This is a genomic window from Enterococcus sp. DIV0187 (assembly GCF_051713785.1).
Classification (GTDB): Bacteria; Bacillota; Bacilli; order Lactobacillales; family Enterococcaceae; genus Enterococcus_A; species Enterococcus_A avium.
The window spans coordinates 736930-760234 of record NZ_JBIOQO010000002.1; the positions used below are offsets into that span (position 1 = coordinate 736930).

23 protein-coding genes are annotated in these 23305 nt (G+C 40.0%); 18 read left to right on the forward strand and 5 right to left on the reverse strand.

What is annotated here, in order from left to right; translation table 11 throughout:
* Nucleotides 1–121: 121 nt before the first annotated feature.
* From IGI52_RS23580 to ade, 6 genes are all read left to right on the forward strand, one after another.
* Nucleotides 122–1609, forward strand: coding sequence for an FAD-binding oxidoreductase (locus IGI52_RS23580; RefSeq protein ID WP_048719492.1), 1488 nt, complete (start codon nucleotides 122–124; stop codon nucleotides 1607–1609).
* A 214-nt stretch (nucleotides 1610–1823) separates the two neighbouring features.
* On the forward strand, nucleotides 1824–2612 hold the full coding sequence (locus IGI52_RS23585; RefSeq protein ID WP_438782533.1) for an electron transfer flavoprotein subunit beta/FixA family protein: 789 nt from the start codon (nucleotides 1824–1826) through the stop codon (nucleotides 2610–2612).
* Nucleotides 2612–3538 carry an electron transfer flavoprotein subunit alpha/FixB family protein gene (locus IGI52_RS23590; RefSeq protein ID WP_438782534.1) on the forward strand — a complete coding sequence of 309 codons (927 nt, stop codon included), beginning with the start codon at nucleotides 2612–2614 and terminating at the stop codon, nucleotides 3536–3538. The genes IGI52_RS23585 and IGI52_RS23590 overlap by 1 nt, the downstream gene beginning before the upstream one ends.
* Before the next feature lie 42 nt (nucleotides 3539–3580).
* Nucleotides 3581–4357 (forward strand): SDR family oxidoreductase, encoded by a 777-nt coding sequence (locus tag IGI52_RS23595; RefSeq protein ID WP_102866329.1) that lies wholly within the window; start codon nucleotides 3581–3583, stop codon nucleotides 4355–4357.
* 40 nt (nucleotides 4358–4397) lie between these two features.
* Complete coding sequence (locus IGI52_RS23600; RefSeq protein WP_438782535.1) at nucleotides 4398–5843, forward strand: FGGY-family carbohydrate kinase; 1446 nt, start codon at nucleotides 4398–4400, stop codon at nucleotides 5841–5843.
* Nucleotides 5844–6085: 242 nt separating this feature from the next.
* The gene (gene ade / locus IGI52_RS23605) at nucleotides 6086–7825 is read left to right on the forward strand and encodes an adenine deaminase (protein WP_438782536.1); all 1740 of its coding nucleotides are present in this window, start codon (nucleotides 6086–6088) and stop codon (nucleotides 7823–7825) included.
* Nucleotides 7826–7868: 43 nt separating this feature from the next.
* Here ade and IGI52_RS23610 read toward each other — a convergent pair whose 3' ends face one another.
* Both IGI52_RS23610 and IGI52_RS23615 read right to left on the reverse strand, forming a co-directional pair.
* Nucleotides 7869–8126, reverse strand: coding sequence for a hypothetical protein (locus IGI52_RS23610; protein ID WP_048719499.1), 258 nt, complete (start codon nucleotides 8124–8126; stop codon nucleotides 7869–7871).
* Nucleotides 8127–8311: 185 nt separating this feature from the next.
* Entirely contained in the window at nucleotides 8312–10081 is a 1770-nt protein-coding gene (locus IGI52_RS23615) for a Na/Pi cotransporter family protein (protein WP_048718307.1), read from the reverse strand.
* Nucleotides 10082–10348: 267 nt separating this feature from the next.
* Between IGI52_RS23615 and IGI52_RS23620 the strand changes: the two genes are divergently transcribed.
* From IGI52_RS23620 to IGI52_RS23630, 3 genes are all read left to right on the forward strand, one after another.
* Complete coding sequence (locus tag IGI52_RS23620; protein WP_438782537.1) at nucleotides 10349–11749, forward strand: glutamate decarboxylase; 1401 nt, start codon at nucleotides 10349–10351, stop codon at nucleotides 11747–11749.
* 23 nt (nucleotides 11750–11772) lie between these two features.
* On the forward strand, nucleotides 11773–12090 hold the full coding sequence (locus tag IGI52_RS23625) for a DsrE family protein (protein ID WP_016178837.1): 318 nt from the start codon (nucleotides 11773–11775) through the stop codon (nucleotides 12088–12090).
* Between the two features lie 176 nt (nucleotides 12091–12266).
* Complete coding sequence (locus IGI52_RS23630) at nucleotides 12267–12845, forward strand: dienelactone hydrolase family protein (protein ID WP_438782538.1); 579 nt, start codon at nucleotides 12267–12269, stop codon at nucleotides 12843–12845.
* Between the two features lie 38 nt (nucleotides 12846–12883).
* Here the strand turns inward: IGI52_RS23630 and IGI52_RS23635 are convergent, their stop codons facing one another.
* A complete protein-coding gene (locus tag IGI52_RS23635; RefSeq protein ID WP_438782539.1) occupies nucleotides 12884–13063 on the reverse strand; it encodes a hypothetical protein in 180 nt (59 codons plus the stop codon).
* Nucleotides 13064–13137: 74 nt separating this feature from the next.
* Here IGI52_RS23635 and IGI52_RS23640 point away from each other — a divergent pair, with 74 nt between their 5' ends.
* The 4 genes from IGI52_RS23640 (at nucleotide 13138) to IGI52_RS23655 (ending at nucleotide 14841) form a co-directional block, all read left to right on the forward strand.
* Nucleotides 13138–13317: a hypothetical protein gene (locus IGI52_RS23640; protein WP_016178827.1), complete on the forward strand. Its 180-nt coding sequence runs from the start codon at nucleotides 13138–13140 to the stop codon at nucleotides 13315–13317.
* A gap of 75 nt (nucleotides 13318–13392) precedes the next feature.
* A complete protein-coding gene (locus IGI52_RS23645; protein ID WP_016178826.1) occupies nucleotides 13393–13581 on the forward strand; it encodes a CsbD family protein in 189 nt (62 codons plus the stop codon).
* Nucleotides 13582–13758: 177 nt separating this feature from the next.
* Nucleotides 13759–14226: a cysteine hydrolase family protein gene (locus tag IGI52_RS23650; protein WP_438782540.1), complete on the forward strand. Its 468-nt coding sequence runs from the start codon at nucleotides 13759–13761 to the stop codon at nucleotides 14224–14226.
* 15 nt (nucleotides 14227–14241) lie between these two features.
* The gene (locus IGI52_RS23655; RefSeq protein WP_438782541.1) at nucleotides 14242–14841 is read left to right on the forward strand and encodes a short chain dehydrogenase; all 600 of its coding nucleotides are present in this window, start codon (nucleotides 14242–14244) and stop codon (nucleotides 14839–14841) included.
* 240 nt (nucleotides 14842–15081) lie between these two features.
* Here the strand turns inward: IGI52_RS23655 and IGI52_RS23660 are convergent, their stop codons facing one another.
* Both IGI52_RS23660 and IGI52_RS23665 read right to left on the reverse strand, forming a co-directional pair.
* The gene (locus IGI52_RS23660) at nucleotides 15082–17175 is read right to left on the reverse strand and encodes an LTA synthase family protein (protein WP_438782542.1); all 2094 of its coding nucleotides are present in this window, start codon (nucleotides 17173–17175) and stop codon (nucleotides 15082–15084) included.
* A gap of 193 nt (nucleotides 17176–17368) precedes the next feature.
* Nucleotides 17369–18112 carry an epoxyqueuosine reductase QueH gene (locus IGI52_RS23665; protein WP_438782543.1) on the reverse strand — a complete coding sequence of 248 codons (744 nt, stop codon included), beginning with the start codon at nucleotides 18110–18112 and terminating at the stop codon, nucleotides 17369–17371.
* Nucleotides 18113–18374: 262 nt separating this feature from the next.
* Here IGI52_RS23665 and IGI52_RS23670 point away from each other — a divergent pair, with 262 nt between their 5' ends.
* The 5 genes from IGI52_RS23670 to celB all read left to right on the forward strand — a co-directional run bounded on the left by IGI52_RS23670 (nucleotide 18375) and on the right by celB (nucleotide 23299).
* Complete coding sequence (locus IGI52_RS23670; RefSeq protein ID WP_048718589.1) at nucleotides 18375–19106, forward strand: GntR family transcriptional regulator, LSA1692 subfamily; 732 nt, start codon at nucleotides 18375–18377, stop codon at nucleotides 19104–19106.
* 25 nt (nucleotides 19107–19131) lie between these two features.
* Nucleotides 19132–20433: a Sapep family Mn(2+)-dependent dipeptidase gene (locus IGI52_RS23675; protein ID WP_438782544.1), complete on the forward strand. Its 1302-nt coding sequence runs from the start codon at nucleotides 19132–19134 to the stop codon at nucleotides 20431–20433.
* 180 nt (nucleotides 20434–20613) lie between these two features.
* Nucleotides 20614–21567, forward strand: coding sequence for a N(4)-(beta-N-acetylglucosaminyl)-L-asparaginase (locus IGI52_RS23680; RefSeq protein WP_438782545.1), 954 nt, complete (start codon nucleotides 20614–20616; stop codon nucleotides 21565–21567).
* A gap of 20 nt (nucleotides 21568–21587) precedes the next feature.
* Nucleotides 21588–21917 carry a PTS sugar transporter subunit IIB gene (locus IGI52_RS23685; protein ID WP_438782546.1) on the forward strand — a complete coding sequence of 110 codons (330 nt, stop codon included), beginning with the start codon at nucleotides 21588–21590 and terminating at the stop codon, nucleotides 21915–21917.
* 26 nt (nucleotides 21918–21943) lie between these two features.
* A complete protein-coding gene (gene celB / locus IGI52_RS23690; protein WP_102866346.1) occupies nucleotides 21944–23299 on the forward strand; it encodes a PTS cellobiose transporter subunit IIC in 1356 nt (451 codons plus the stop codon).
* Nucleotides 23300–23305: the final 6 nt, after the last annotated feature.

A 23305-nucleotide genomic window follows, 5' to 3' on the forward strand; every position in this document is an offset into this window, starting at 1 on the left:
ATATAAATGAAATCGCAAAAACATAGAAAATCTAATTAAATTTTAATGTAAAATGGTTTTTAGCCCTTTATACTGAATTCAAGAAAAGCGCTTTCTAAAAAAGATGAATGGAGTTAATTGAATGAATTCTGAAACATTGGTGAAAGAAGCAATTATCAAAGATATAAAAAATATTGTTTCTGACAAACAAGTCGTCACAGATCACGAGACTTTATACGACGCGGCCTCTGACCGTTATCGTAAATACATGAAAGCAAAAGGTGTTTTAGATAATCCGCTGCCGACTGCAGTCGTTTATCCAAACAATGTCGAAGAAGTCAAAGATTTATTGATGTATTGCAACGAGAACGATATCAATGTGATTCCGCGAAGTGGTCAGACTGCGACTGAGGGTGGCTTGGAAAACTGGAAGGACTTGGCATTAGTGATCGACGGTTCTCACATGAATAAGATATTGAAAATCGATCCTTATAACATGCAGGCGACTGTTCAAGCAGGTGTGCCGCTGCAGGCGTTGGAAGATGAGTTAAGAAAAATCGGCTACACGACAGGTCATTCGCCACAATCAAAACCAATCGCACAATATGGCGGATTAGTCGCAACACGTTCAATTGGACAATTTTCAACGTTATACGGCGGGATCGAAGATATGGTGGTGGGACTTGAATGTGTCTTCCCGAATGGTCACATTTCTCGCATCAAAAATATTTCTCGTCGTGCAGGCGGTCCAGATATTCGGCACATCGTGATTGGAAATGAAGGAACGCTTTGCTATATCACAGAAGTTACGGTGAAGATCTTTAAATATTATCCAGATAATAATAAATTTTATGGCTATCTAGTAAACGATGTAGAAGATGGTGTAAAAGTGCTTCGTGAAGTAATGGTCAACGGTTATCGTCCATCGGTTGCTCGGACCTATTCGCCAGAAGATGCGCGTCAGCATTTCTATCATTTCTATGAAGGAAAATGCGTCTTGATTTTTATGGCAGAAGGACCTGCAGGAATTGTCGAGGCAACTGGTAAAGGAATCGAAGAAGCGGTTGAAAAATTCAAAGACGGCATCGTCAAGCAGGTCGATTCTCAATTGATCGAAAACTGGTTTAATCAATTAAACTGGACACAACAAACGATTGACGATGAAATCCAAGGTATGATCGACAACGACAAGCATGACGGCTATACCACCGAAGTTTCAGCAGATTGGGAAACAATCACAAAAATTTACAACAACGTCATAAACAGAATTCGCAACGAATTTCCTCGTGCAGATGATTTAACGATGTTGGGCGGGCACTCTTCTCATAGTTATTTGAACGGAACGAATATGTACTTTGTTTACAACTACGAGATCAACTGTGAACCAGAAGATGAAATGAAAATCTACCATCATCCGATTCAAGCAATCATTGTGGAAGAAACACTGAAATTAGGCGGTTCGATGTGTCACCATCACGGGATTGGGAAATATCGAAATGAATGGACAAAAGAAGAACATCAATCGGCGTACTACATGCTAGAAACCTTGAAGGAAGCATTTGATCCAAAAGGTGTTATGAGTTTCGGAAATATCTACCCAGTTCAAGAAGGCTATAAGTATCAGAAATAAATGATTTGTTCAAGGGCGAATCTTTGCCCTTGAATGAAAGGATAAAAATATCAGTTCTGCTGTTAGCAGTATATAGCGCACAAAGCGCGTTAAAAATATATGGTAAACCAAACGCACGAATCGAACAGTGTAGCAGAATGATATACGGCGTGAAAATCAGACTTATTTTTCTGGAGGAAAAATAAACCCATTAAAATGAACAAGGAGAGGTTGAATGAAAATCATTTGTTTAGTCAAATTTGTGCCAGATACGGAGAAGTTTGAATACGATTATGAAACGGATAAGATCAATCGTGAGACTTCTCGTATGATTCTAAATCCAGATGATAAAAATGCCTTGGCATGGGCCATGAAGCAGAAAAAACAAGATCCCTCCACATTTGTAGAAGTCGTTTCGATGGGACCATTGAAATTGGAAGAGGAAATGAAGGATTTTGTTCGCTTAGGTGCTGATAAAGCTGTTCTGATAAGTGATCGACGGTTTGCTGGGAGCGATTCGCTGGCGACTAGTCGGATCATTTCCAGTTATTTGGCTTCACAAGAGTATAATGTATTGCTTACTGGTACACATACTTTAGATGGGGGAACCGGACATATTGGTCCGCAAATCGCTGAAACGTTGGGATTGAATCAGTTTTCTAATATCATCGCCATCAAAGAAGTGAATCAGGAATTTTCGATTGTGGAGGCTTTGCAGGAAGAAATGATTTACCGCTTGAAAATTCAAAATCCCAGTGTATTAAGTGTGACGCATCAAATGAACTTGCGTTTAGGTTTTGTACGTTATGAAAATATCGGTAGAAACGTGGATGACCAATTTGCATTGGTAGATAATGAAGTTTTGCAGTTGCCGGCAGAGCAGATTGGCGGTAAGGGCTCGCCAACGAAGGTAAGAAAAAATATCGTGGTAAAACGTGAGCAGGTAGAACATAAGGTAGTGAAGGTCAACGACGAAGGTATCGATGAAGTGGTTTGTTTTCTCAAAGAAAAGGGGTACTTATAATGTTTAAAGGACTCATTTTGATTGATAATGAAAATATAAACTACTCATTGGACTTGATTGATGTGGTGAGACTTTTGGCCGGCAATGAAGAAACCTTTATTTATGGATTAGGAATTAATTTGCCTGAAAAAGTAAAGGGACTTGATGCGGTGATCAGCGTTGAGGCACCAGCTATCCAAATGAAGGATAGTCGTGTATTGACGGATATTATTCAGCAAGTCCATGAAGAATATCAATTTGACAGCATTATTATTCTCGCAACGGATTTTGGACGAATGGTAGCACCACGTTTGGCGATGCGGCTTGAGGTAGGATTAGTGGCTGATATTACCGATATCGATGTCGACAAACGTAGGAAGAAATTGATCCGGCCAGCTTTTTCAGGCAATATCATGGCAAGTATCGTCTGTGAATCCTCACCGATCATGGCTAGTGTCCATCCGAATGTTTTTCACACAGAAGACTTGAGTACAGAACCAGAGATCGTCAAATTTATACCGACAGATTTGAAAGCGTCATCAATCGAAGTGCTTGAAATTATAGAGAGTGAACAGACGGCAACAGATATTCGCGAGGCTGACGTGATTGTTTCAGCGGGCGGCGGTTTTACCCAGCCGATCGAACAATTGCAGGATTTAGCGAAGGAATTGACCGGCGTTGTCGCCGTATCGAAACAGCTTGTGGATCGTAAAAAAGCCCCGCGGGAAATCCAAGTGGGACAATCGGGCAAGACTGTCAGTCCGGAACTCTATATCGCTTTAGGGATTTATGGATCGACTCAGCATATTGAAGGGTTAAAAAATGTAAAAGAGATTATTTCGGTGAATACGGATCTTGGGGCACCAATGAATTATTTAGCCAGCCTCGTCGTTCATGGCGATGCGGCGGAATTTGCAAGGAAACTAAGTACCAAACTTAAGGAATAATCCCAATCGGGTAAAAAAATAAAAGGAAAAGAAGGTAAACAAATGGAAATCAAAGACTTTAAGATGGACATGTTTCATATCAAGGGGAAAAATGCAATCGTAACTGGAGGGAATACTGGACTAGGGCAAGCATTCTCATTGGCATTGGCAGAAGCAGGCGCAAATATCTTTATGCCGTCAATCATGCCAGATGATCCAGAATTCAATGCGATCTTAGCTGAACGTGGCGCGAAAACGGCATATATGGAAGCGGATATTACCAAAGACGGCGTATGCCAAGAAGTCGTCGAAAAATGTGTAGCTGAATTTGGTTCGGTGGATATTTTAGTAAACTGTGCCGGCATTTGCCCATGTGATGATGTAGTGAGCTATGGTCGTGACAAATGGGACCCAACCATTAATATCAATTTGACAGCCGCTTTTGACATGAGTCATGAAGTCGCGAAAGTAATGATTCCTCAAAAGAGCGGAAAAATCATCAATATCTGTTCTATGTTCTCGTTTTTAGGAGGACAGTGGGCGCCAGCATATGCAGCTTCCAAACATGGTTTAGCTGGTTTGACCAAAGCTTACTGTGATGAATTGGCTCAATACAATATTCAAGTAAACGGTATCGCACCGGGGTATTTCAAGACCCATGCGGCAAAAGCGTCGATCGAAGACCCAGAACGCAGCAAATGGATCGTGGATCACACACCAGAAGGACGCTGGGGAGATGTTGCAGACCTGATGGGTGCCACAGCCTTCTTGGCTTCGGAAGCCTCACATTTCGTTAACGGACATATCTTGGCTGTCGATGGTGGATTCTTAGTACGATAGTTCATCTATATAATAGAAGAAAAAATCAAAAGGAGAGACTATGGAAAAGAAATATATCGTCGGTATTGATGGTGGAAGCCAGAGTGCCAAGATCGTCATTTTTGATTTAGAAGGCAATATTGTGGGTGAAGGAAAAGAAGCATTGCGTCCGATGCACTTAGGTGATGATGTGGTTGTGGAGCATCCTGGTGATGATTTATGGGATGCGTTATGCAGTGCATCAATGAAAGCGATGGATGAATTTGGTATTCGGAAAGAAAATATTGTGGGAATCGGACTAGGCTTTATCCGCTGCTGCCGCGTGCTTTTGAAAATGGATGGGACATTAGCTCAGCCAGTCATCAGCTGGATGGACAAACGTACGTCTACACCTTATGTCCATGACAATCCTGAAGTTCAATACGTCACGTCAACGAGCGGATACATCACGCATCGTTTGACGGGTGAGTTTAAAGATAATATCGGCAATAACTTTGGGCAATGGCCCGTGGATTATCAGACATGGGACTGGTCGACAGATGAAGAGGTATTGAAGCAATACAATCTTCCCGAAGACATGTTATTTGAAGCAGTGAACCCAGGAGATCAATTAGGAACAATTACAAAAGAAGCCAGTGAGAAAACAGGCTTGCCTGAAGGAGTGCCAGTTTTTGCGACAACCAGTGACAAGGCTGTTGAGGCATTAGGTGCTGGATTGATTCAGGATTCAAGCGCGGTGGTATCTCTAGGAACATATATTTGCAGCATGATGATGGGCAAAGAAATGCCTCCGAGTGATGCGGTCAATTATTGGGGCATCCTATCCTCAATGCCGAATCGCTATATTTATGAAGGCTATGGTATTCGGCGTGGGATGTGGACCGTCTCTTGGTTCAAAGATCTTTTAGGCGAGAAAATCAGTATTCGTTCGAATTATCAAGGGATCAGTGAAGAGGAATACTTGAATGAACAGGCTGCCAATATCCCGGCGGGCAGTGATGGATTGATGACGAAATTGGATTGGTTGGCGAATCCTTGGGAGCCATTCAAACGCGGTGTGATGATCGGCTTCAACGCTCATCATGACTATCGTTATTTATACCGTTCGATCTTGGAAGGTATTGCCTACACAATGAAAAATAATGTGACTAACATGACGGACGAAATGTGCCATCCAATCGACGAAGTTATCGTAACTGGCGGTGGTTCAAACAGTGATTTACTGATGCAGATTTTTGCGGATGTTTTCAATTTACCAATCAAACGAAATGTGGTGAACGGTAGCGCTAGCGTTGGGGCTGCGATCAATGCCGCAGTTGGCTTGGGAATCTATGAAACCTATGAAGAAGCTGTTGAAAAAATGGTAAAAGTAAAAGATGTGTTCACTCCAAACCCAGACAATGTGGTGGTCTATAAACAGTTAAATGAAGAGGTTTATCAGGGTTTGACGGATTACACCGATGCAGTGTTGAAGAAAACCTATCATGTATTGCATCCAGAAGGCTAATTTTTTGATATATAGTGTGTAATTTACGAAGAAGCGGTTCCGTTCAAAAGGGAATTGCTTCTTTTTATTCTAAGTAGGGATGCAAGCATATCTGAAATATGGATATATTCGTGAAAAACAGAGAAATAAAAGAAACGAAATTTCTCAACTAAGAATTATTTTTAAAATAACACATTTGCTAGTGATTCGTATCCTCAACCCTGATATAATAGAAAAAATATTTACAAAAGGGAGAGAAGCAAGTGGATAAAAAGGCGTTAAAACGATTGATCGATGTAGCAGCAGGTCGTGAACCGGCTGATTTAGTTTTAAAAAATGCAAACGTGATCGATGTCTATCAAGCAGAGATGATTTCTGGTGATTTAGCGATCATTGATGGCAAGATTGCAGGGATCAATGGGGAGTATCATGGTAAAGAAACCATCGATCTTAAAGGAAAAATTGTAGCGCCTGGGTTTATTGATCCCCATATCCACGTGGAGTCCTCTTACGTGACACCTGAGGAATTTGGTCGCTTGCTGGTCCCTCACGGAACGACAACGGTGCTAGCGGACCCGCATGAGATTGTTAATGTTCTTGGCCTGTCAGGATTGGATTATATGATAGAGGCCGCAAAGGAAACGGCGCTGGATATACGCTATATGATGCCTTCATGTGTACCGGCTACGAATATGGAAAATGCTGGTGCTGTGATAGAAGCGGCAGATATGATCTCTTCCTTTGAAAAAAATCAGGTAGATGGATTAGCGGAGTTCATGAATTTTCCCGGAGTGATCCACGCTCAAGATGAGGTTCTGGATAAACTATTAGCCGCAAAAGAACGAGGATTGCGAATAGATGGACACTCGCCGATGGTTTTTAATGAAGAATTAAATGCCTATGCTGCAGCGGGTATCGCCAATGATCATGAATGCTCTACAGTGGAGGAACTTAAGGATCGGATTGCTCGTGGAATGTACGTCTTCTTACGAGAAGGATCAGTTACGCAAAATTTACGGACGCTATTAAACGGAGTAACGGATAATAATTATCAGCGTTGTGTCTTATCAGCAGATGATCTGCAAGCGAAAACGATACTAGAAAAAGGACACTTGGACAATAGCATTAGAATTTGTATTGAAGAAGGTGTTTCACCTTTGAGAGCAATCCAAATGGCGACCATCAATGCGGCTCAATGCTGCCAATTAACAGATCGTGGAGCCATCGCACCAGGCTTAAGGGCGGATTTAGTTATCTTTTCTGATTTGGCTCAGCCAGAAATTGAAGCGACTTATATTGAAGGGGAGTTAGTTGCTGAAAAAGGTACCTATCTACCAACTGTGAAACGAATTTCAACGGAAAAGGTGCAATCAAGTGTTCATATCGACAAGTTTCAAAAGGAACAGTTGAAGTTGAACCTAACTAGCGATAAAGCACGGGCGATTGAAGTGATTCCGCAAGAAGCTTTAACTAATGAAGCCATTGTTTCTGTGAAAAGAGATGACCAGGGTCAGTTTGTTTTTGATCCAAAGCAAGACGTTACAAAAATCGCGGTTATTGAGCGCCATCATAATACAGGCAATGTTTTTGTGGGATTATTGAAGGGGTATGGTGTGAAAAAAGGTGCGATTGGGCTATCAATTGCCCATGATTCTCATAATTTGATTGTAACTGGAACGAACGACGAAGATATGGCGGCAGCCGTTCAAGCCCTCAAAGAGCAAGAGGGCGGCGTAGTTCTGATTGAATCAGGAAAAATCATTGGTAATATGGCGTTACCGATCGCAGGACTAATGAGCGATCTCACTGGTGAAGAAGTAGCCCAGCAAGAAGCGGAAATTAATCAACTAGCTCATGAAGTATTAGGAGTTTCAAATAACGTTGATCCCATCATGACATTAGGCTTTATGTCTCTAGCAGTCATTCCTAATTTAAAAATTACAGACATTGGGTTAGTAGATGTAACGAAGTTCGAAATTGTACCGGTCTCGGTAGAAGCATAAAAAAACTAGGACAAAGATTCATTCGCGAATCTTTGTCCTAGTTCTATTTTTTTGCTTTAAAAAGTACGGGTAAGAAAATGAAGAATGAAAGAATTAGTACGCTCGCTCCAACTGTCATTATTAGTTTTGGTAACCCTAGTTGCGATATACCAGAAAAATTACCAAACGAGTTTCCTAAAACAATGACGAAACTGATTAGCATAGTTGAAAGGATCGCTTTACCTCGTTCACCGCGTTTTTCAAAGTAGCTAATCACTGAATAAAGTCCCCAGCCCAACAAAACAATCGTAAATGTATCCATAAATTCCAACTCCCTTTCTTTGATGTATTCATCATATCAAGGAAGTCGAGGCTAAAATACTTACAAAAGCAGTGATGGACTTACGATTGTGAAAGGTTGAAATAAATGGTGAAAAAAAACTAGAGCCAATGCGATAAGTAAAAACGCTGCCTACTTCTCTTTTAAAGAAAAGCAGGAAGCGTTTTTTAATCTAATACTTCACCATTATCGCCAATGGAATCGTCTGAAGTTTCCCCTTCCGGTTTTTCATAATGGAAGTTTGATGTATCGTATTTGAAGTTGTATTTATTTCCTAAAAAGTACTTCGCGATGTGTAGTGTGCGGTCACTGGAACGTTCAAGGTTGGAGCTGATATCGATCAGTAAAACACCATCTGCGGCACGACCTTCGCCCTTGGTCATTAGACGAATGTATTTTTTACGCAGTAATTCTACGAGTTCATTGATATTTTCTTCACGGTCTAACATTTTTTGTGCAAGTTCGATATCGTCATTTTCTAAGACTTGCAGAGCATCGCGTATATTTTTTAACACTTTATCAAAAAGCAATTCAAGATGTTCATCGTGAAGCAAGAAGGTCTCACGGTTGCTATTGGATTTGGTTCGATTCCGCTTATCTTTTGCTCGTTGTTTCTCCTCAAGAGCGATCGATTCCTCAACATAGCGTATAATATTCATTGAATGATCCCCGATGCGTTCGAAATCCTTAGTGAACTCCAGCAGCATTGCTTGTTCTTGACTTTCCAAGGGTGTAAGAACAGTCGCAGAGATTTTGACTAAATATTCGGTTAGTTCAATATCACATTGGTTGATTGCATCTTCGTATTGTAAAACATCATCGCGCCATTCTTCTTTTGTATCGTTATAATATTTGCGCGCAGACTTTACAGAGGAAAGAACGTAGCGCCCCATTTGAATGACTTCTCCTTTGGCTTGCTCAATCGCCATAACTGAAGATGTATGAATGATTGGTTCACTCAAAGTGACAGAACGAATATTTAAATTCTTCTCACTACCAGGGACAATCTTCTTCACCAGCATTTCAATTTGAGGGATGAACCAGAATTGGATTGCTAAATTTGACACATTAAAAAGCCCATGAGCGAAGGCTATCTGCATGGCAGGATTCAATCCCAATGAATTTGCGAATAACATAACCAGTTTTGTAAATGGTGACAGTAGCAAGGTGAAAATAATCGCACCTACAAGGTTAAAAATCACGTGAGAGGCTGCGGTTCTCTTTGCGGAAACACTGGCGCCAAGACAGGCGATGATCGCTGTAATAGTCGTTCCAATATTATCTCCAAAGAGGATTGGAAGTGCAGCAGTTAGCGTGACGCTGCCTTGCATGTACAATTGTTGTAAAATACCAATCGTGGCACTTGAGCTTTGTAGAACCATCGTCAAGAGCGTGCCGATACCAACACCCAAGACAGGATAATCAGCAACACTAAGCATTAATTGATTAAATTGCGGCAAATCTTTTAGTGGGTCCATAGCAGTTCCCATTAATTTTAAACCATAAAAAAGAGCACCAAATCCGAATAAGATCTGCCCAATTGATTGTAAAGAGGTTCGTTTCGAGAAAAAGAGCAAAATCGCCCCCGCGCCAATGATCGGCAGCGCATATGCACTTAAATTAAATCCAATAATAAAAGCGGTGACAGTCGTCCCTACGTTCGCCCCCATGATAACTCCGATAGCCTGTCGTAAGGTCATAAAGCCAGCGCTAACCAGTCCAACGGCTAAGACAGTGGTACCTGAACTGCTTTGGATTAAGCCAGTCACAATGATTCCGGCCAATACAGCGCGAAAAGGGGTTGAAGTGAAGCGATTTAGAATTTCTCTTAGTCGGTTTCCGGCAGCTTTTTGTAAACCATCTCCTAAATATTTGATCCCGAAAAGGAAAATTCCTAGTCCACCTAAGAAGGTGAAAAGCATTTCTTGATAAGACATAATGCGTCCTCCGCTAATTTTTTTTGCATGCTACTACCAAAATAATAGATTCACAAGTAAAAAGAAAGTCTTTTATTTAAAAAAGCGCTATTTTTTTTGAAAAAACCGATTTATTTTGTCGGAATTGAAATAAATACTAGATGAAGCAGTTAAATGGATGGAATTCTTTTGAAATTTTTAGCGCTTTCAGATACTCTTAAAGTAGTAAGAAGTTTTTTCAATCGGAGTGGAACGCGCATTTTTTATAAATAGAGGAGATGTAGTCGAATGCTTTATGGAAAGAAAGATCGACGCGAGGCAAGTTACTTGGAACCGATTTTTGGTTCAGTGAATGAAGATGAATTATTGCCTTCTTATCAGTTAGGTGAAAAATCAATTGAGCCGCGAATTGCATACCAAATGATCAAGGATGATCTATTAGATGAAGGAAATTCTCGTTTGAACCTAGCAACCTTCTGCCAAACCTTTATGGAGCCAGAAGCAGTCAAATTAATGAGTGAGACACTGGATAAAAATATGATTGATAAATCGGAGTATCCTCGGACCGCAGAAATGGAAAATCGCTGTGTAAACATTATTGCTGATTTGTGGCATGCGCGAGGACCAGAAAAATACATCGGTACTTCTACGATTGGCTCATCAGAAGCCTGTATGTTAGGCGGTATGGCGATGAAATTTGCTTGGCGCAAGCGAGCAGAGAAACTCGGGGTGAATATCCAAGCGAAGAAACCGAATCTGATTATTTCTTCAGGCTACCAAGTTTGTTGGGAAAAATTTTGCGTCTATTGGGATATTGAGCTGCGAGAAATTCCAATGTCAGAGGACCACTTGTCATTGGACGTTAAAAAGGCGTTGGAAGCTGTAGATGAATATACGATTGGAATTGTGGGTATTTTAGGAATTACCTACACAGGACAATATGATGATATCAAAAAATTAGATCAATTAGTTGAAGAACATAATCAGCAAACGCAACACAAAGTTTATATCCATGTGGATGCAGCTTCAGGTGGGCTATATGCGCCATTTGTCGATCCAGAGCTAGAATGGGATTTTCAGTTAAAAAACGTGATTTCTATCAACACTTCCGGACACAAATACGGCCTGGTCTATCCTGGCGTTGGTTGGATCGTTTGGCGAGATGAAAAATATTTGCCGGAGGAGTTGGTTTTTAAAGTCAGTTATCTAGGTGGAGAAATGCCAACGATGGCTATCAATTTTTCTCACAGTGCGTCTCAAATGATCGGTCAGTATTATAATTTCGTACGTTTTGGTTTTGATGGTTATCAGAGCATTCATCAACGAACGCATGATGTAGCAGTTTACTTAGCGAAAGAAATCGAACGTTCACGACATTTTGAGATCATCAATGATGGTAGTCAATTGCCGCTAGTCTGTTATAAATTGGCAAAAGATGAAGCGCGCAGGTGGACGCTTTATGATTTATCCGATCGGTTATTAATGAAGGGGTGGCAGGTTCCTTCTTATCCGCTACCTAAAAATTTGGAGTATCAAGTTATTCAACGAATTGTGGTGCGCAGTGATTTTGGGATGAATATGGCTTATGATTTTATTGAAGATCTGAAGGAAGCGATCAAAGAATTGGAAAATAGTCACTTAGTTTTTCATGAAGAGACTGAAATAAAAAATTATGGATTTACCCATTAATTGAATCAGAGGAGGCGTTACAAATGAAAGTCGTTTTTCATGTTGATGAGTTGGGAATGATTAGAGAGGCCCGTCATGATATCGAGCATATCCTATTATCAGAGCCAGATGCGGATATCGTACTATTAATGAATGGCGAAGCGATTCAGGGATATTTACTGCCGCGAGTGATCAAGTTTATGAAGGAGTATCCGAATATCACTTATCAAGCCTGTCATCATTCGATGCGCACATTCCATGTCCGTTCAAAACAAATGCACGAGCAAGTGGAGATCATTGAATCTGGAGTGATCGGTTTAGTAGAGTTGCAGGAGCGTGGGTATTCTTATATTAAGTGTTAAATTATCGATCAAAACGTAAGTCCTTCCAAAAGAGGGGCTTATTTTTAAATTTCTGCTTTTCTCAGTTTATAATTTTGAATAATCGTTGCAAAAACAAAAAGATTTAGACTAAAGATATTTTCAAAATGATATATCAATTTTTTCCCTTCATTTGTTAAAATGGAGTAAAAGTGAGGATGATTCTAATTAGCACAGCCATTGTAATTCTCCATGAAATCTATGGTATTAATGATTTCATGCTGGAACAAATCAAGTATTATGAACAAAGGGGATTCACTGTTTATTGTCCTAATCTTCTGAAACGGGCTTCTTTTTCTTATCAAGAGGCGGAACAGGCATACGAGCATTATTATGCTCATTTCTCGGAGATCAAAAATTTCACTTTCAATTATATTGAAAAAATATCTCAGCTCCATGAAACGGTCTATCTTTTAGGCTTCAGCGTTGGCGGCACACTTGCTTGGCTTTGTAATGATGAGCTGGAGTGTACGGGTGTGATTGCCTGCTATGGTTCGCGAATCAGAGACCATCTACAAATTATGCCAAAATTCCGGACATTGCTGCTTTTTTCTCAAGAACCTGCTTTTTCAATAGAGAAAACAGTGAAAAGTTTAGAAGGAAAACAGAACACAACTGTTCGTCTTTTTACGGCTAAGCACGGTTTTCTAGATTCCTATTCTGCAAATTATCATCCTGAGACTGCAAAAGCGGCACAGCAGGAAATTATTTGCTTTTTGAATGAAACATTTGAGTAGGTAAAGTAAAAGCAGAGAAGCGGCCAATACTCCTTGGCTTACTTCTCTGCTTTTTCGTTCCATTTTTTTGGACTCCAAATATTTCCCTCTAATGCGACTTGTAAACTTTCATTGTCATCTTCTAATTGTTCGATATATTTAACTGCCTCATCGATGATAAATTGGTACTTCTCATCAGAAAATGCAGTCAATTGTTCCTGTAACCATGTATTTCGCATTTACTTCACCTCAAAAGCAGTGTAGCATAGAATTAGTCGATATCTCGTGTGGGATGCTTGGGAGGAATTTTACAATGAAGATAAATGAAAGCGTTCTTATTGAAGCGAAGGCAGAATTAGCTGCAGCAAAAATCGAACTGGAACGATTAGAGCATTTAACTTTTTCCAGTGAGTTGAAAGAAGAGCGGATTAAATCACTAAAACAGGAAATTCAACAGGCAGAGCGTTTGTTGAATACGCAAGCAGATATTTAGCCTTCTCATTTCTTCGATGGTAGAATAATTTTAGAGATATTTGGTGCCTATTTTATCAATAGAGGAGGATTTGTTATGGCAAATAACGACGAACTAAAAGGTAAAGTGAACGAGGCAAAAGGGAAAGTAACAGATGATGAAACGACCGAATTAAAAGGCAAATTTCAACAAGGATTCGGTAAAGCAAAAGACAAGGCAAAAGAAACAGCAGATGATGTTGCTGGTAAAATCAACAAAAAGCTCGATAAAGAAAAAGAAGATTAATACATTAAGACCTGCTGCGGCGGGTCTTTTTTTGGGGTCAAATATTTCTTATGATCAACAAAGCAATTCATGAAATCTGCAGTTTAAAGCGATCAATCAGCTGGGACTATTGGATGAAAGCCTTCTTTGTTTGCTATATAATACTATTAAGAAGAAAAATGAAAGGTTGAGGTTGTCGTGTCGCAAACTGCATTATTGGTCGTGGATATACAAAAAGGAACATTAGCACCATTGATTGGCAAAGAAAATTTTTTGAAAAATGTGAATGGATTGATCGATTATTTTCATAAAGAGGATCTTCCGATCGTTTTTATAAAAAAGGCTGGGTATGGTGAACTTTCGCAGAAATTACACCGTGAACCGGAGGATCTAGTGATTTCAAAGATTCAAATGAATACATTTAAAGCACCAGAATTCCGATCGATTATTTCTAAACATGATTTTCAGAAGTTTGTGGTAGTTGGCTTAATGAGTAACGCGTGCGTCCAAAGTACGTGTAAAGGGGCTTTGGCAGAAAATTATCCTGTGACATTAATTGAAGATGCTCATGATTCTGTTATTAAACCAATGCGAAATATTTGGAATAGGAGGTTACAGGATCTAGGTGTAACGATTATGACTACTAAAGAGTATATAGAAAAGTAAAAGGAGTGACTAGTTGTGCGTATTTTAATAGTTGGTGGTAAGGGAACGATCGGTCGAGCAATTGTTGAAAAATTGAAGGAACATCACGAACTGATTATAGCTGGAAGAACAAGTGGCGATGTACAGGTGGACCTAAAATCTGTAGAGAGTATCGAAACAATGTTCAAGAAAGTTGGATATGTAGATGCGATCGTAAATGCTTCAGGAACAGCTAAATTCCAACCAATAGAAGAAATGACCCCTGAAGATAATCTAGTGGCGGTCCAAAGCAAGCTGTTAGGGCAGATCAATCTAGCATTAATTGGACAAAAATATTTACGACGTGATGGCAGTATTACATTAACGACAGGCATCATGAAGGACGATCCGATTCCAGGCGGGGCTTCAGCAGCAATGGCCAACGGTGGTGTGGCAGCTTTTGTAAAATCAGCAGCCATTGATTTTACTCAGGGTATTCGCATCAACTGTGTCAGTCCCAATGTTTTAGTAGAGTCCTATGATAAATTCCAAGATTCCTTTAGAGGGTTTGTACCTGTACCAGCAGAACGCGTGGCAATGGCATTTGTAAAAAGTGTCGAAGGAAAACAAACAGGGCAGGAATATCAGGTGTATTAAAGGGTGAGAAATGATATAGAATACAATAATAGATGGTTATTTTTCACTTGAAGCCAGTATTGTTTTAGAAATATTAACTTTGACTGAGCCGAGCTGCGCGCCGAAAAAAAGCAGATAGCCATTTTTACTAAAACGAATTATCAGATTTTTTCCTAGGATAAATCCGTTATTCTACACATATTGGAATTTAAAGTAACAAAACGCGAAAACAGTGTGTTTAAACTGTTTTCGCGTTTTTTGTTAGTCATTTTTTTCAGTGGTGTATTCTTTAAAGGTTTTTGTTTTGTACAAATCTTCTGTTGATTGCTGATTATTCTTCGAAAAGACGCTGGTTGATTGATCACCTAGCTTTTTCTCAATCCCGTTTAAGTTTTTGATGGAATTTTTATAATTGATTTCCTCTACTTTAACCGGGCTCAATCCACTGTCGTAATAAAACCGCAACAGATCCCCATTATTGATCTGATCGGAGATATTTAGCTGTTCCTCAACTTTCTTTTTAACTTCTTTGGCTTCTTCCAGTATTTCAGGCTGACTAAAGTTCAATAGAGCCCCTGTTTGATTATCGTAAACATCGCCCTTATGGTAAGAATAGTCCTCCGTAACAAAATCTCCATTGCGAAAGGCGACTAACTGTTCTCTATTAGGAGAAAGCAGGTCGTGTCCCATCAGCATTAAATCATTAGAATCATAACCAACTAAATGCAACAACGTAGGCAATACATCGATTTGTCCACCATAAGTATGATTGATCGTTCCCTTTTCTTGGCCCGGAAGATGAATGATCAAAGGCACCTTTTGTGCTTCGATGGTATCAAAGGTCGTCCAATCATCTTTGCCAAATAATTCTTTAGTTGCCTCAATTCGTGAGTCAGAAATACCGTAGTGATCGCCATATAAAACGATCATAGAATTTTCGTAAAGTCCGCTGGCTTTTAGATAATCAAAAAATTCTCTGATGGCTGTATCAGTATAATTCGCTGTTGCAAAATAGCCGTCGATCGTTGAGTCGCCGGTATCTACTTTTGGGAAACCATTCTCCGCTTCAGGTAATTCAGAAAACGGGTAGTGGTTAGAAACAGCTAAAAATTTCGCGTAAAAAGGCTGCTGCAGGTGCTCCAAATATTTCACTGATTGCTGGAAAAAAGGCTTGTCATGCAACCCGTATTGGAAAGAATTCTTATCATTTAAACTATAATAACTAGAGTCAAAGAAATGCTGGTAACCAAATCGTTTATATGTTTCGTTGCGATTCCAAAAATTTCCAGCATTACCATGAAAGGCGGCAGTTGAATAACCTAATTTTTGATCAAAAATGGCGGGTGCGGCATTAAAGGTATTCTTGCCACCTAACTGTGAAAATAGAGAGCCTTGATTCAGCCCAAACAAGGAATTTTCCAATAATGTTTCTGCGTCACTGGTTTTTCCAGCACTGACCTGATGGTAAACATTGTCAAAGCTGAAAGAGCTTTGACTGTGATACAGACTATTTACAAAAGGCATGACTTCATGCTCGACACCATTTTCGTCTTTCAGCTTGTAATCAATCAAAAATTGATGGGCACTTTCTAGATGGACATAGATAATATTCTTATCTTTAGCTATACCAAATGTTTCCTTATTCATTTCTTTTGGCTGCTGCTTGAGTTTTTCCGCTAAAACTTCCATATCATTAGGGCTGGCCTGTGCACGAATTTGTGAGACTTGGTAGGTTTTGACGCCGTCGTAAACGGTATAGGCGTTGATTCCTAAATATTTCACTAGATAATCTCTAGAAAACGTTCTAGTCAATAAGCCTGGACGACTTGTTTCTGCTAGTGCAATATTTCCAGCAAGAAACAATAACGAAGCCATCGTGACTGTAAAAGCCAGCTTTGCTCGAACGGGACGAGTATCTACTGGGAGTTTCTTTAGTAGTAAAGCGGCTAGTACAGCAATACAGTCCAGAAAATACAGAACATCATGAGGCTTAAATAGTCGTATAGCACTTTCTCCAAGTCCGCTGGCGACTTTTCCCGCACCTAGTATTGTATCAATGGTAAGAAAATCGGTGAATTCTTGATAATAAACCACGTTAGCAAAAAGTAAGATGCTCAGTAATAAGTAAATAAGATAGCCCGTGATATAGGCCGCTCTTGTTCTGCGAATAAATAAAAAGATCGACAAAAAGAGCATCGTGGTCGCTATCGGATTGATCAGCAGAATAAAAACCTGAAGCGCATTATCTAAACGCAAGTCGAAATCGACCAGATAGGCAAATAGATTTTTGGCCCATAATAATAGCGTTAATATGAGAAAGAAGCCGAATCTCGAGTTCAGTTTTTCTTTGATCATGTCATAACCTCTCTTAGTCTTTGTTCTAATTAGTTAATTGTATCGAAAAAACGGTTGGTATGTAAAGGCTATCAATACGAGATATAACAAAATTTAGAGAAAAAGCAATGATCCGCGAATATAGTATAAATTTTATATGAGATTTGATTTTTTTCAAAAAACGAACCGATAGTTTTTTCTATCGGTCCATTTTCTATGCTTCGGTTGGTTGTTTCTGGTATTCCTTCACGAAGGCTTTTGCCTCTTTGTTAATTATTTTCAAATCGCATCCCTGTTGCTTTGCTGCAAATACACAGCCGCAGTAGCATTGGCGATACACATCGTACTCTTTACACATCTCAATCGAACGATGGTAGCCGGAATTTTTTTTAAAATCACTTGGCAAGTAATGCGTATTGTAGATTTTTTGGATATCCATACCGATTTGATTGATCAATTGGCTATTTTTTTTCGGGGAAATCGTTAAGGCACTACCAAAATAGTCGAAACCGCGTTCCAACGCTTCTTTTGCTGCTAAGTCTAAGCGCATATTGAAGCAAGCGGTACAACGTTTCCCGCCTTCAGGTTCTGCGATCAATTCCTTTTGCTGCATTAACTGAATGAATTCATTCGGTTTATAGTCGTCAATAATCAAATCAACTTGATTGCCAGTCGCTGTATTAAAGTCATGGATAAATTTTTCTTGAACTAAAACTCGACGTTGATATTCACTTTCAGGATGAATATTGGAGTTCGAGAAGAAGATCGTCACATCTGCGTGCTGGGTCAAAAATTCCAAGGTATAGGTACTGCAGGGTGCGCAACAGGAATGAATCAAAATTTGTGGACGGACTTTTTCTTTTTCCCACGATTGAATCATCTTATGCAAAACACGGTCATAATTTATTTTTTGGTTATTCATTTTCTCAACGATTTCCGTTGCATCTATTATATTCATCAAATCACCTGAAGGTATTATAAGGGAAATGAAGTTAGAAAAAAAGACGATTGAGAAGCACTTTAAGATTAAAAAAATGGTTTAAAAGTAAAAAAAAGCTGAGAATGATTGAAATATATTTAAAACTGAATATAGTATATACTGTAAGGTATATACCGAATGGATCGGAAAAATTAATCTAGCCAAGCTGTGGAAGAATCAGTATAGTGAAAATGAAGATTGGATAGTAGATAGAAAGAAATAATCGAAAAAGGGAGAAATTATGGAGGATAAGAAAACGACAAAGGCGAAATTTAATCAGGTATCCGCTGAGATCGAAAAACGTATCCATGAAGGAATCTATGTAAGCTCACAAAAATTACCTTCTGAATATGACTTGGCGAAGGAGTTTGATTGTAGCCGCTTAACGATTCGTAAAGCCATCGATGATTTAATCGGCAAGAATATTTTGGTGAAACGGCGCGGTAAGGGAAGCTATGTAATGTCACAGCCAAAAATTCAAAGTGGGCGCTCTGGGCTGCAAGGCTTTACTGAAGCCGCGAAGGCCTATGGAAAAACCAGTAGTACAGAAGTTATTTCGTTTAAAAAGGTTAGTGAGCCGTCAGAGGAAATTCTGAACGCACTGCAACTAGAAGAAGATCAACCAATCTATGAGTTGGTTCGGCGGCGGATATTAGATGATGAACCAATGACAGTGGAAAAAATTTATTTGTCCGAGTTTTATGTAAAAGGGTTAAAAGCAGAGGATTTCAGTGGCTCCCTATTTAAATTGCTAGAGGAAAAAACCGAGATTGCCTATTCTCATCAGGAAGTGGAGGCAATTTTGGTCAAACCGGAGCTTTCAAAATTACTGGATGTACCGATGGGAGACCCCTTGCTGCAGGTCTATTCTGTGACCTATGCATTAGACGCGACACCGATTTTTTACGATATCTCTTACTATCGCTCGGATCGTTATGTCTTTAAAACCACGCTTACTCGCTATGGTAAATAAAGCAAATACAACTAGGGAGGCTCTTATGACGATTGATTTTCGAAAAGTAATTAAAGAAAACAAGGAACAATTCTATCAGGATCTGGATCAGGTAATGCAAATAGAAAGTGTTAAAGGTACACCAGCAAAACAAGCACCTTTTGGGAAAGGCCCCAAAGAAGCCTTACTCACAGTGATGTCTTTAGCGGAGAAATACGGATTCAAAACGGCGATCATCAATGATGCAGTAGGGTACGCACAGTGGGGTGAAGTGGAAGACTATATTGGTGTCGTGGGTCATCTGGACGTTGTCCCAGCAGGTGATGGCTGGTCATTTCCGCCGTTTAAATTAAGCAAAAAGAATCAACGCTTTTATGGTCGCGGCATTTTAGACAACAAAGGACCGATTTTAGCCTGCTTATTTGGCTTGAAGCTGTTGAAGGAGATGGATTTGCCCGTAAAGAAAACGATCCGAATCATTTTTGGTACTGATGAGGAAAACGGCAGCTCAGATATTCCGCTTTATTTGAGCGAAGAACAGCCACCACAGTTTGGTTTTACGCCTGATTGCAAGTATCCGGTGGTTTATGGCGAACGTGGGATTGTTAACTATGAAATTTTGACAACGTTTCCTCAAGAAGAACTAAAAGATTTAGGTGATTTCATCGGTGATCAAGCCCGCGATCATGTTCCAGATGCGTTATCAGTAACTATTCACGACAAGAATATCAGTGTGCAGGGGAAAAGAGCCCCTTCGAATGCACCTGAACTAGGAGAAAACGCAATTACACTATTGGCGGAAAAAATTTTACAGGAACAAGCCGTTACTGGAACACTGGCGGAGTATTTTTCTTGGCTAATAAAGAGTCTAACCAATCAGCATCATGGGGAAGGCTTAGGCCTTGCTTTTTCAGACGCGGATAGTGGTAAATTAATGATCACGCCCTATGAATTGATCAAAAAAGACCAGCAGTTAGCGCTTTCGGTAGCGATTCGCTATCCTGTTTCAGTCACAGAAGCAGAAGTTACCGATACCTTGAAAAAACATTTGCCGCCGGAGAGTCAGCTAACAGTAGTCCGTCGCATCAAAAGCAGCCATTTTCCTAAGGATAATCCCAATATTCAACTCTTATCAGCTGTTTATGAAGAGGTTACAGGATTGGATGGGACTCCGGTAACGACGACCGGAGCAACTTATGCCCGCTTTGTTCCGAATATCGTTGCCTTCGGTCCTTCGTTTCCTGGTCAAAAGGGGATTGCCCATAATCAGGACGAATATATGGATGAAGAGGATCTGTTGAAAAACATGGAAATCTATATGCGGGGTATGTTAAAACTAATTGAATAATTGATTTTTTGAGACCCAGCAAGGGATTGCGGGTCCTTTTTTTATTACTTTATATCTTTAGCTTAGAAAACGGTAAAAAAAGATAAAAAAATTTCAAATTTAGTATATACAAAACAGTATATACTATCTATAATGAATTCAGATTTTGAAAATGTAAACGGTAACGGGAGGAGCACGACGATGGCGTGGGGAGCAATTGCGACATGGCGCATGGCACATGATGGTGTAATAGAAGCAATGCATTTGCTAGAGAAGAAAGGGGATGCTGGTGACGCAGTAGAGACCTTAATAAAGACAGTAGAGGATTATCCTTATTATAAATCTGTTGGTTTTGGCGGATTGCCAAATGCCGAGGGAATCTTAGAGATGGACGCCGCCTTCATGCACGGGGATACCTTTGAAATTGGTGCAGTGGCCGGAATCACCGATGTAAAAAATCCAATCTCTGTTGCACGAAAACTTAGTAAAGATAAATTCAATAGTTTTCGGGTCGGTGAAGGGGCAACCAAATATTCAATGCTGGAAGGCTTCGAACGAAAGAGTATGCTGACAGAACGTGCCCATAATATTTGGGAGAAGCGTTTGAAGGAAATTCAGGAAAATAATCTGAATCCCTACGATGGTCATGATACCGTTGGCGCGATTACTTTGGATCAGATGGGAACGATGACGGCTGGCACATCTAGCTCTGGACTGTTCATGAAAAAGCCGGGACGGGTCGGTGATTCCCCATTATCTGGATCGGGTTTTTACGTGGACAGTGAAATCGGAGGAGCAGCAGCGACAGGCCTAGGCGAAGACTTGATGAAGGGCTGCTTATCCTATGAAATCGTTCGTTTGATGGGAGAAGGGTTGCAGCCGCAAGCCGCCTGCGATAAAGCTGTCTATGAATTTCATGATAAATTGACTGCACGCTATGGCAAAGCAGGTGCTTTCTCATTGATCGCGATGAACCCTAAAGGCGAGTGGGGCGTAGCGACAAACGTTGAGTTTACGTTCAGTGTAGGTAACGATAAGGAAAACCCGCAGATTTTCATTGCCAACATGGGAAGCGGTCACACCACAGATATCCAACCGATCACACAGGATTGGCTAGATGCCTATGAAAAACGGATTAAAGCACCGATTGAATAAAAAATAGGAGAGTGAAGAAAATGAGTAAAAAACAAATTTATCTATTTTGCGATGCAGGGATGTCCACAAGTATTATGGTTAACAAAATGATGGAGATCGTTGAAAAACATAATATGCCGCTGCAAATTACAGCTTTTCCAGCAGCACGTGCACAGGAAGTAGTTGAAAAGGAAAAACCAGTAGCGATTCTTTTAGGCCCACAGGTAAAATTCTTATTGGAAAAAACACAGGAGCAGTTTGCTCCGCAGGGTATTCCAGTAGCAGTGATCGCACCCGAGATTTACGGCATGATGGACGGGGAAAAAGCGATGAAGGACGTTCTAAAATTGCTTAAAAAAAATAAAAAATAATATTGAACTGATTGGAGGATAAAAAGATGCAGAAGTTTTTAAACTGGTTGGAAAAAGTTTTGACACCATTAGCCAAAGTCATCGGGGAAAATAAGTATTTGATCGCGATCCGTGACGGTTTTTTGATTTCTACGCCCTTATTGATTGTTGGATCGTTCTTCCTACTTTTGGCGAATTTTCCGATTCCGAATTGGAGCAACATGATTTCTCCAATTTTAGGCAATAATTGGGAATCCTTGATGTCGGTACCTGCTTCAGCCAGCTTCGATGTGATGACAATTTTAGCGGTTGTGGGAATTGCTTATAGCTTAGGACGGCAATTGGAAATTGATGCGATTCAGTCGGCTGCTCTGGCATTGGTTTCGTTCTTTATATTGACGCCCTATACTACACTCTTCACACCAGAAAATAGTACTCAGGTTTATGAAGTAACGAGCTTGCCCTTAAAATGGATGGGTTCAAGCGGACTATTTTTAGGAATGATCATTGCGTTAGTTTCTACCCGGATTTTTGCGGCCGTGATTCACCGCGGCTGGACAATCAAGATGCCAGATGGTGTTCCACCTACCGTAGTGAAGTCTTTTGAAGCATTGATTCCAAGTTTTGTGGTAGTAACAATTATGTTCGTTCTCAATTGGTTAGTTTCTTTGACATCAATGGGGAACCTGCAAGATGTAATCTTTACATTCTTACAAACGCCACTATTGAGTTTAGGCAACACGTTAGGCGCGATGATTATTGCTTATTTATTCCTGCATTTCTTTTGGTTCTTCGGTATTAATGGAAGCAGTGTTGTTGGTGCAGTATTTAATCCAGTTTTACGTGCATTGTCAGTCGAAAATATGCAAGCCTTTAAAGACGGGCATGAAATTCCCAATATCATCACAGGTCAATTTCAAGACATGTTTGCGACATTTGGCGGTGGTGGCTCAACACTGTCATTAATTATCGTGATGGTACTCTTTTGTAAGAGCCAGCGAGTCAAAAAGTTATCACAGCTATCACTCGTTCCAAGTATTTTCGGTATTAATGAGCCAATCATTTTTGGCTTACCAATTGTTCTGAACCCGATTATTTTGATTCCTTTTGCGCTAGTTCCTACTATTAATATTATTATTTCTTACTTTGCGATGGATTGGGGACTTGTTCCTTATACAAATGGTATTCAACTGCCTTGGACGACACCGCCGATTATCTCCGGCTTTTTAGTAAGCGGCTGGCAGGCCTCAGTTTTACAGGCGTTGCTGATTGTATTAGGAATGGCGATCTATTATCCATTCATCAAAGTGCTAGATGATCAGTATTTACGAGAAGAAAAAGAAGCGGAAGAGCTTGAAGCAGAAGAGATCGACTTTGATACCTTTGATTTTGATGAAATTTAGGCAGAA

Coding starts and splice junctions, on each gene's coding strand:
- IGI52_RS23580 (WP_048719492.1), top strand. CDS start 122: ATGAATTCTGAAACATTGGTGAAAGAAGCAATTATCAAAGATATAAAA.
- IGI52_RS23585 (WP_438782533.1), top strand. CDS start 1,824: ATGAAAATCATTTGTTTAGTCAAATTTGTGCCAGATACGGAGAAGTTT.
- IGI52_RS23590 (WP_438782534.1), top strand. CDS start 2,612: ATGTTTAAAGGACTCATTTTGATTGATAATGAAAATATAAACTACTCA.
- IGI52_RS23595 (WP_102866329.1), top strand. CDS start 3,581: ATGGAAATCAAAGACTTTAAGATGGACATGTTTCATATCAAGGGGAAA.
- IGI52_RS23600 (WP_438782535.1), top strand. CDS start 4,398: ATGGAAAAGAAATATATCGTCGGTATTGATGGTGGAAGCCAGAGTGCC.
- IGI52_RS23610 (WP_048719499.1), bottom strand. CDS start 8,126: ATGGATACATTTACGATTGTTTTGTTGGGCTGGGGACTTTATTCAGTG.
- IGI52_RS23615 (WP_048718307.1), bottom strand. CDS start 10,081: ATGTCTTATCAAGAAATGCTTTTCACCTTCTTAGGTGGACTAGGAATT.
- IGI52_RS23620 (WP_438782537.1), top strand. CDS start 10,349: ATGCTTTATGGAAAGAAAGATCGACGCGAGGCAAGTTACTTGGAACCG.
- IGI52_RS23625 (WP_016178837.1), top strand. CDS start 11,773: ATGAAAGTCGTTTTTCATGTTGATGAGTTGGGAATGATTAGAGAGGCC.
- IGI52_RS23630 (WP_438782538.1), top strand. CDS start 12,267: ATGATTCTAATTAGCACAGCCATTGTAATTCTCCATGAAATCTATGGT.
- IGI52_RS23635 (WP_438782539.1), bottom strand. CDS start 13,063: ATGCGAAATACATGGTTACAGGAACAATTGACTGCATTTTCTGATGAG.
- IGI52_RS23640 (WP_016178827.1), top strand. CDS start 13,138: ATGAAGATAAATGAAAGCGTTCTTATTGAAGCGAAGGCAGAATTAGCT.
- IGI52_RS23645 (WP_016178826.1), top strand. CDS start 13,393: ATGGCAAATAACGACGAACTAAAAGGTAAAGTGAACGAGGCAAAAGGG.
- IGI52_RS23660 (WP_438782542.1), bottom strand. CDS start 17,175: ATGATCAAAGAAAAACTGAACTCGAGATTCGGCTTCTTTCTCATATTA.
- IGI52_RS23665 (WP_438782543.1), bottom strand. CDS start 18,112: ATGAATATAATAGATGCAACGGAAATCGTTGAGAAAATGAATAACCAA.
- IGI52_RS23670 (WP_048718589.1), top strand. CDS start 18,375: ATGGAGGATAAGAAAACGACAAAGGCGAAATTTAATCAGGTATCCGCT.
- IGI52_RS23675 (WP_438782544.1), top strand. CDS start 19,132: ATGACGATTGATTTTCGAAAAGTAATTAAAGAAAACAAGGAACAATTC.
- IGI52_RS23680 (WP_438782545.1), top strand. CDS start 20,614: ATGGCGTGGGGAGCAATTGCGACATGGCGCATGGCACATGATGGTGTA.
- IGI52_RS23685 (WP_438782546.1), top strand. CDS start 21,588: ATGAGTAAAAAACAAATTTATCTATTTTGCGATGCAGGGATGTCCACA.
- celB (WP_102866346.1), top strand. CDS start 21,944: ATGCAGAAGTTTTTAAACTGGTTGGAAAAAGTTTTGACACCATTAGCC.